The organism is Neisseria sp. HMSC064E01 (assembly GCF_001808875.1).
In the GTDB taxonomy this organism is placed as follows: Bacteria; Pseudomonadota; Gammaproteobacteria; order Burkholderiales; family Neisseriaceae; genus Neisseria; species Neisseria sicca_A.
In genome coordinates, this window is the sequence record NZ_KV794968.1 from 29,281 (window position 1) to 35,035 (window position 5,755).

General features: G+C 52.8%; 5 protein-coding genes. All 5 read left to right on the plus strand.

All coding sequences use genetic code 11. From position 1 onward, the window contains the following. The first annotated feature begins 287 nt into the window (after positions 1-287). The 5 genes from purF to HMPREF2572_RS11300 all read left to right on the plus strand — a co-directional run bounded on the left by purF (position 288) and on the right by HMPREF2572_RS11300 (position 5,489). On the plus strand, positions 288-1,832 hold the full coding sequence (purF, locus tag HMPREF2572_RS11280) for an amidophosphoribosyltransferase (RefSeq protein WP_070498724.1): 1,545 nt from the start codon (positions 288-290) through the stop codon (positions 1,830-1,832). 88 nt (positions 1,833-1,920) lie between these two features. Further along, positions 1,921-2,412 carry a transcription elongation factor GreB gene (gene greB / locus HMPREF2572_RS11285; protein WP_070498726.1) on the plus strand — a complete coding sequence of 164 codons (492 nt, stop codon included), beginning with the start codon at positions 1,921-1,923 and terminating at the stop codon, positions 2,410-2,412. A gap of 483 nt (positions 2,413-2,895) precedes the next feature. Continuing rightward, the gene (locus HMPREF2572_RS11290) at positions 2,896-3,687 is read left to right on the plus strand and encodes a formate/nitrite transporter family protein (RefSeq protein ID WP_070498728.1); all 792 of its coding nucleotides are present in this window, start codon (positions 2,896-2,898) and stop codon (positions 3,685-3,687) included. Positions 3,688-3,814: 127 nt separating this feature from the next. Then, complete coding sequence (gene dusA, locus HMPREF2572_RS11295; RefSeq protein ID WP_148132344.1) at positions 3,815-4,828, plus strand: tRNA dihydrouridine(20/20a) synthase DusA; 1,014 nt, start codon at positions 3,815-3,817, stop codon at positions 4,826-4,828. 172 nt (positions 4,829-5,000) lie between these two features. Then, positions 5,001-5,489: a group II truncated hemoglobin gene (locus HMPREF2572_RS11300; RefSeq protein WP_070498732.1), complete on the plus strand. Its 489-nt coding sequence runs from the start codon at positions 5,001-5,003 to the stop codon at positions 5,487-5,489. The last annotated feature ends 266 nt before the right edge of the window (positions 5,490-5,755 follow it).

Here is a 5,755-nt window from a genome sequence, read left to right on the forward strand (position 1 = left end):
GCTAAGGCGAGGCAATGCCGTACTGGTTTAAACTTAATCCACTATAGTCTGAATTTCCGATAGAGGTATGGGTAGAGTGATGATAAGGCGATGAAATAGAAACGTTTATAGTGAATTTGGATTTTGTTTTCGATGCCTTGTTTTGCCGGATTGATTCATCAATAAGTCATAGTCTGTATCCGATTTCAAGCTAAACGGACGAATGATTGTCAACAATTTGGGCAGCCTTGTCCGATTTATTCTATAATTCTAGTTTCCAAGTTAACCTCGAATTCGGAGAAGACGATATGTGCGGTGTATTAGGTTTGGTCAGCCATGAGCCGGTAAACCAGCTTCTGTATGACGGTTTGCAGATGTTGCAGCACAGGGGGCAGGATGCGGCGGGCATTGTAACGGCCGAGGGCGGCACGTTCCATATGCACAAAGGTAAAGGCATGGTGCGCGAAGTGTTCCGCACACGCAATATGCGCGATTTGGTCGGCAATGCGGGCATCGCCCACGTCCGTTATCCTACGGCAGGCAACGCGGGCAGCAGCGCGGAAGCGCAGCCTTTTTACGTCAGCTCGCCGTTCGGTATCGTTTTGGCGCACAACGGCAACCTCACCAATACCGCCGAACTGTATGAAAACGTGTGCAACAAACACCTGCGCCACGTCAACACCAGCTCCGATTCCGAAGTTTTGCTCAACGTCTTCGCACACGAATTGCGCCGCGAAGTCTCTAAAAACGCCAATCCCCACCGACTCAATATCGACAATATTTTCAACGCCGTTGCCGAAGTCCATCGCCTTGTGCGCGGCGCATACGGCGTGGTTGCCATGATTGCGGGCTACGGCATGCTCGCTTTCCGCGATCCTTACGGCATACGCCCGCTGGTATTGGGTTCGCAAACCGACGAGGCAGGCAGAAAATCCTATGCCGTCGCTTCCGAATCCGTTGCCTTCAATGCGCTTGCCTACGATTTGGAACGCGATATCCAGCCGGGCGAAGCGGTATTCGTCGGCTTTGACGGCACAATGATTGCCCGTTGTTGCACCGACCGCGCCAAACTCAGCCCCTGCCTCTTCGAATACGTCTATTTTGCCCGTCCCGACTCCGTGATCGACGGCGTATCGGTTTATCAATCGCGTTTGGACATGGGCGTGTCCTTAGCGGAAAAAATCAAACGCGAGCTGCCTGTGGACGACATCGACGTCGTGATGCCCATTCCCGATACCAGCCGCCCCAGCGCGATGGAACTTGCCGTCCACCTCAAAAAGCCTTACCGCGAAGGCTTGATTAAAAACCGCTATATCGGACGCACTTTTATTATGCCCGGTCAGGCGACGCGCAAAAAATCCGTACGCCAAAAACTCAGTCCGATGGAAACCGAGTTTGAAGGCAAAAGCGTGTTGCTGGTAGACGACTCCATTGTGCGCGGGACAACCAGCCGCGAAATCGTCGAAATGGTACGCGCAGCGGGCGCACGCAAAGTGTATATCGCCTCTGCCGCACCCGAAGTGCGCTATCCCAATGTGTACGGCATCGATATGCCCACGCGCGAAGAATTGATTGCCAACGGACGCAGTGCGGCGGAAATTGCCGCCGAAATCGGCGCGGACGGCATCGTTTTCCAAAATCTGAGCGATTTGGAAGCCGTCGTCAAAGCACTCAATCCGAAAATCGAGTCCTTCGATTCGTCCTGTTTCAACGGCATCTATCAAACCGGCGACATCGACCAAGCCTACCTCGACCGCCTGTCCGCCGAGAAATCCGGCTGCGGCGGCTTGAAAGTCCACCCGAGCAGGATGGAACACAGCATCAGCATCAGCGATACGGGTGACGAAGAATAAAACCGGATTGAACGATTAAGGCAAAAGGTCGTCTGAAACGGGGTCATGTTTTCAGACGACCTTTGTATTATTTTTTAACGGCAAGATTATGAGTACCGAAAACAAAAACTACATCACGCCCGTCGGCTGGCAGGCATTGAAAGACGAGCTGTATCAGCTGGTCAATAAAGAACGCCCCGAAATCGTCCAAATCGTCAACTGGGCGGCAAGCAACGGCGACCGCAGCGAAAACGGCGACTATCTTTACGGCAAACGCCGTATGCGCGAAATCGACCGCCGCATCCGTTTCCTGACCAAGCGTTTGGAAGCCGCCGTCGTCGTCGATCCCGAATTGCGCGAAGCGACCGACCAAGTGTTTTTCGGCGCAACCGTCGGATTATTACGCGGCGACGGGCGCGAGCAAACCGTCAAAATCGTCGGCGTCGATGAAATCGATACCGCGCAAAACAAAATTTCTTGGATTTCCCCGTTGGCGCGTTGTTTGATTAAAGCGAGGGAAGGGGACGAAGTCGTCTTGAATACGCCGGAAGGGCGCGAAGAGATTGAGATTTTGTCGGTGGAATACATACGGATTGATTGAGCGGCAGCCAATGTCATGCCGTCTTTGTCGAGATGAAAAGGTCGTCTGAAAACATCAAGGTTTTCAGACGACCTTTTGTTTGAAGCCGCCGCTTCGCAAACTATAGTGGATTAACTTTAAACCAGTACGGCGTTGCCTCGCCTTAGCTCAAAGAGAACGATTCTCTAAGGTGCTTAAAGCACCAAGTGAATCGGTTCCGTACTATCTGTACTATTTGCGGCTTCGTCGCCTTGTCCTGATGTACTATCTGCGGCTTCGTCGCCTTGTCCTGATTTAAAGTTAATCCACTATAACATGTCCGCTGGATGTAATAATCTTTCTTTTGAGCCAAAGCAAGGCGGCGCGACTGCATTTTAGGTTTAATGCACTATTGTTTTTTATCCGATAAGACCGTACACCGGCATCCCTCAACACTGCCCTACCGCGACAGTTCCGCCGTCTTCAGAAGCGGCATTCCCACCTCAATCCACTTTAAGGAAAATCATGGCTTCGCGCGATTTATACCCACAGGAAATTTTACAGGTCGTCCTCGATAAAAGCTGTGCCAAGGCACAATCCAGCGTTTCCACGCTGGCGGTTTTGAGCGTTTTGGCGGGCGGATATATCGGCTTCGGTTATCTTGCCTATTTGAAAGTGGTCAGCGGCATCCCGCACGAATGGGGCGGCTTGGCGACTTTGCTCGGCGCGGCAATGTTCCCCATCGCCTTGATCTGCATCCTGCTCGGCGGCGGGGAGCTGGTGACGAGCAATATGATGATTATGTCTTTGGGACGTTTGGTAGGGCGGATTTCCACAAAAATGCTGCTGCGCAACTGGGTCGTTGTGTGTCTGGGCAATTTGGCGGGAACGCTGGCGATGGCGTTTTTCCTCGGACACTACGTCGGCATGACCGAAGGCAGCGTGGCGGAAAAAACGATTGCGGTGGCAGAAGCCAAAGTCCATATGGATTTCGGCAGGGCTTTCGTCTCGGCGGTCGCGTGTAACTGGATGGTGTGTATGGGCGCGTGGTTGCACTTTGCCGCCAAGCATACGGCAGGGCGGATGTTGGCGATTTGGTTTCCCGTGATGATTTTCGTGTTAAACGGCTTCCAACACCTTGTCGCCAATATGTTCGTCATCCCCGCCGGTATTTTGGCGGGTGCAGACATTACATGGGGGCAGTTTTTTTTCAACATGATTCCCGTGTTTTTAGGCAATGTCTTAGGCGGCGCATCGTTTGTCGGCGCGTCATACCTTTATACATATAAAGATACGCTGAAAGATTGCGCCGAATAAGTGTCTTTGAACATACAAAACCTGCTTCAAAAAGCAGGTTTTGCCGTTTCAGACGACCCCTGTGCCGATTGCCGACGCAGTCCGTCTGATATAATGCCGCCTGAAAATAATCAGATACATGAAACACATGACTCAAGCCCCCCTCCCTCCCCGCCGTCTGTCCGTTGCCCCTATGCTCGACTGGACAGACCGCCACTACCGCTATCTCGCCCGCCAGATTACCCGCAACACATGGCTTTACAGCGAAATGGTCAATTCCGGCGCCATCGTCTATGGCGACAAAGACCGCTTTTTGATGTTTAACGAAGGCGAGCAGCCCGTTGCCCTACAACTGGGCGGCAGCGACCCGTCCGATTTGGCGAAAGCCGCCAAAGCCGCCGAAGAATACGGTTACAACGAGGTCAACCTCAACTGCGGCTGCCCCAGTCCGCGCGTGCAGAAAGGCTCGTTCGGCGCGTGTCTGATGAACGAAGTCATGCTGGTTGCCGACTGCCTCAACGCCATGCAGGACGCGGTCCAAATCCCCGTTACCGTCAAACACCGCATCGGCGTCGACAGACAAACCGAATATCAAACCGTCGCCGATTTCGTCGGCACGCTGCGCGACAAAACTGCCTGCAAAACCTTCATCGTCCACGCCCGCAACGCATGGCTGGACGGACTGTCCCCCAAAGAAAACCGCGACGTTCCGCCGTTGAAATACGATTACGTTTACCGCCTCAAGCAAGAGTTTCCCGAGCTGGAAATCATCATCAACGGCGGCATCACCACCAACGAAGCAATCGCCGGACATCTGCAACACGTTGACGGCGTAATGGTCGGACGCGAGGCATACCACAATCCGATGGTGATGCACGAATGGGACAGGCTGTTTTACGGCGACACCCGCAGCCCGATTGAATACGCCGATTTGGTGCAGCGCCTCTACACATACAGCCAAGCCCAAATCCAAGCCGGACGCGGCACAATCTTGCGCCACATCGTCCGCCACAGCCTCGGGCTGATGCACGGTCTGAAAAACGCCCGCACTTGGCGGCGTATGCTTTCCGACGCGACGCTCTTGAAAGACAACGACGGCAGCCTGATTCTCGAAGCATGGAAAGAAGTCGAGCGGGCGAACGTATGGGAACATCGCGGCTAAGTTGATTTTCAATTGCCGTTGTCCTGCATCAGAAAATCGGTTCTCCGCCCAAAAATTTAAGGTCGTCTGAAAACGAAATAGATTTTCAGACGACCTCTCTTTATCCTGTATGACACAATCGGCGCAGTCTATTAAAATCCCCGTTTCAGACGACCTTTAAAGAAAGAATGATATGTATCACGCATTCGGCGGCGCGGCAGGCGTACGCAACCTGACCGACCGCTTTTACGACTTGATGGAACTCGAGCCGCAATACCACGCCCTGCGCCAGATGCACGGCGAAGACATGACGCTGATTCGCGAAAAACTCTACGAATTTTTCAGCGGCTGGCTCGGCGGCCCGCCCTTGTTCGAGCAGAAATACGGCCATCCCATGCTGCGGGCGCGGCACATGCCCTTTGCCGTGAATATGCAGGTGCGCGACGAATGGATCGCCTGCTTCGCCCAAGCCATGAACGAACTGGAAATCAGCAAAGACCTCGCCGAGCCCGTCCTTATCCGAATTTTTGCGATGGCGGACTGGATGCGCAACCAAAACGAAGAAGGCGTAGAACCGCCCATGCCGCCGATGGCAGTCGATCCCGCAATCCGCATTCCCGAGCTGAAAAACGTCTTGAAGCAATACGGCGTAGACGGTTATTTCCCAACCTTCCCGGCTTGAGGTCGTCTGAAAAAGACGAACCATTACCCGTTTCCCCTGCCTGATAAAAAAACGCTGCTGTAAAGGTGCAGCCATTTGCGCTTCAATCAATGGCGGAGAATCCTAATCACGATATTTCTGACGGTAACAGTCAGGCAAAGTAGCAAAATAGCATTTTAAATGCAGTCAGGATAGAATCACGGCATTTTCAGACGACCTCTACCGTCGTCTGAAAATGTCGTGATTTTTTATGAAACATATAGTGGATTAACAAAAATCAGGACAAG